Annotated in this window: 1 protein-coding gene; it reads right to left on the reverse strand. The window is 73.9% G+C overall.

All coding sequences use genetic code 11. The annotated features are described in order from the left end of the window. Positions 1 to 2,560: type I polyketide synthase (locus B7767_RS49065; protein WP_256923816.1), on the reverse strand; the 2,560-nt coding region annotated here is incomplete at both ends.

Consider the following 2,560-nt stretch of genomic DNA (forward strand, 5'->3'; position numbering starts at 1 on the left):
CACACACCACCAGCAGCTCCTCCAACGCGTCCGCGTCACCGGAGACCACCACCGACGACGGCCCGTTCACCGCCGCCACCGACACCCGGCCCTCCCACCGGCCGACCAGCTCCCGCACCACCGACACACCACGCGCCACCGACACCATGCCGCCCAGCCCCGACAGCGCACGCAACGCACGCGAACGCAACGCCACCACCAGCGCCGCATCCTCCAACGACAGACCACCCGCCACACACGCGGCCGCGATCTCACCCTGCGAATGCCCCACCACCGCCGCCGGCCGCACCCCGCACGACCGCCACACCTCCGCCAACGACACCATCACCGCCCACAACACCGGCTGCACCACATCCACCCGCTCCAACGAAGGAGCACCCTCCACACCCCGCACCACATCCAGCAACGACCACTCGACATGGGGAGCGAGCGCGTCGGCGCAGGCGGACATCCGCTGGGCGAACACCGGGGAGGTGTCCAGGAGTTCGACGGCCATGCCGGTCCACTGGGAGCCCTGGCCGGGGAAGACGAACACGACGCCGGGCCCGGTCTCGGCGACACCGTCCACGACACGGGCGGACGGCTCGTCCGCGGCGAGCGCTTCGAGTCCGGCGAGGAGGCCGTCGAGGCCGCTGCCGACCACGACCGCGCGGTGGTCCATGGCGACGCGGGTCGACACCAGCGAGTGCGCCACGTCCAGCGCGCCCGCACCACTGTCACGCACGGACGCGGCCAGCCGCGCCGCCTGCTCCCGCACCGCCTCACGCGACTTCGCCGACACCACCCACGGCAGCCACGCCGGGCCCTCCGCCCGGCCGTCGGCCTCGTCGGCCGGCTCGGGGTCCGGGGCCTGCTCGGGTTCCGGGGCCTGTTCGAGGATGAGGTGGCCGTTGGTGCCGCTGATGCCGAAGGAGGAGATGCCAGCGCGGCGGGGCCGGCCGGCGTCCGGCCAGGGGGTGGCCTCGGTGACCAGGCGGACGGCACCGCCGGACCAGTCGACGACCGAGGTGGGTTCGGTGATGTGCAGGCTCCTGGGCACCATGCCGTGCCGCATCGCGAGCACCATCTTCATCATGCCGCCGACACCCGCGGCGGCCTGGGTGTGGCCGATGTTCGACTTCAGCGAGCCGAGCAGCAGCGGCCGGTCCGCGGGACGGTCCTGGCCGTAGGTGGCGAGGATGGCCTGGGCCTCGATGGGGTCGCCGAGCGGGGTGCCGGTGCCGTGCGCCTCGACCACGTCGACCTCGGCGGCGGACAGTCCGGCGTTGGCGAGGGCCTGGCGGATGACGCGCTGCTGCGAGGGGCCGTTGGGGGCGGTGAGGCCGTTGGAGGCGCCGTCCTGGTTGAGGGCGGATCCGCGCACCACGGCGAGGACGGGGTGGCCGTTGCGGCGGGCGTCGGAGAGGCGCTCCAGCAGGACGAGGCCGACGCCCTCGGCGAAGCCCATCCCGTCGGCGCCCTCGGCGAACGCCTTGCAGCGGCCGTCGGGGGCCAGGCCGCGCTGCCGGGAGAACTCCACGTAGGGCTCGGGGGTGGACATGATGGTGACGCCGCCGGCCAGGGCCATGGTGCACTCGCCGGTGCGCAGCGACTGCAGGGCCAGGTGCAGGGCGACCATGGAGGACGAGCAGCCGGTGTCCATGGTGACGGCGGGGCCCTCGAAGCCGTACGTGTAGGACAGGCGGCCGGAGGCGATGCTGGAGGCGTTGCCGGTCATGAGGTGGCCGGCCAGTTGCTCCTGGGCGGCGGCGCCGCCGAGGCGGACCTGGTAGTCGGTGTTGATGGTGCCGACGAAGACCCCGGTGGCGGTGGAGCGCAGGGTCTCCGGGTCGATGCCGGCGCGTTCGAACACCTCCCAGGACGTCTCCAGGAGGAGCCGCTGCTGCGGGTCCATGGCGAGGGCCTCGCGCGGGGAGATCCCGAAGAACGCCGGGTCGAATCCGGCGACGTCCTGGATGAAGCCGCCCTCACGGCTGTAGGTGGTGCCCTGCCGTTCGGAGTCGGGGTCGTACATCGAGTCGAGGTCCCAGCCGCGGTCGGCGGGCGGGGTGGACACCGCGTCGACCTCGGCGACCATCAGGTCCCAGAGTTCCTCGGGGCTGGTGACCCCGCCGGGGAAGCGGCAGGCCATGGCGACCACGGCCATCGGCTCGTCGGTGGCGCCGGCCGCGACGACCACGGGTGCGGTGGCGGGCCGCTGTCCGCCGAGCAGCCGGTCCTTGAGGTGGTCGACGACGGCGGCGGTGTTGGGGTGGTCGAACAGCAGCGTGGTGGGCAGCTTGACGTCGGTGGCGGCGGTGATGCGGTTGCGCACCTCGACGGCGGTGAGCGAGTCGAAGCCCAGGTCCTTGAAGGCGCGGTGCACGTCGACGGCCTCGGGCGAGGCGTGACGCAGGGCGGTGGCGACCTCGGCGCGGACCAGGTCGGTGAGCAGGCGGTCCTGGTCGGCGGGGGCGAGGCCGCGCAGCCGGTCGCGCAGGGCGTGGGTGTCGGGCGCGGCGGCCTTGGCGGCCTCCAGGGCCCGGCGCACCTCGGGCAGGTCGCCGATGAGGGGGCTGGG

The organism is Streptomyces sp. 13-12-16, assembly GCF_002114215.1.
Classification (GTDB): domain Bacteria; phylum Actinomycetota; class Actinomycetes; order Streptomycetales; family Streptomycetaceae; genus Streptomyces.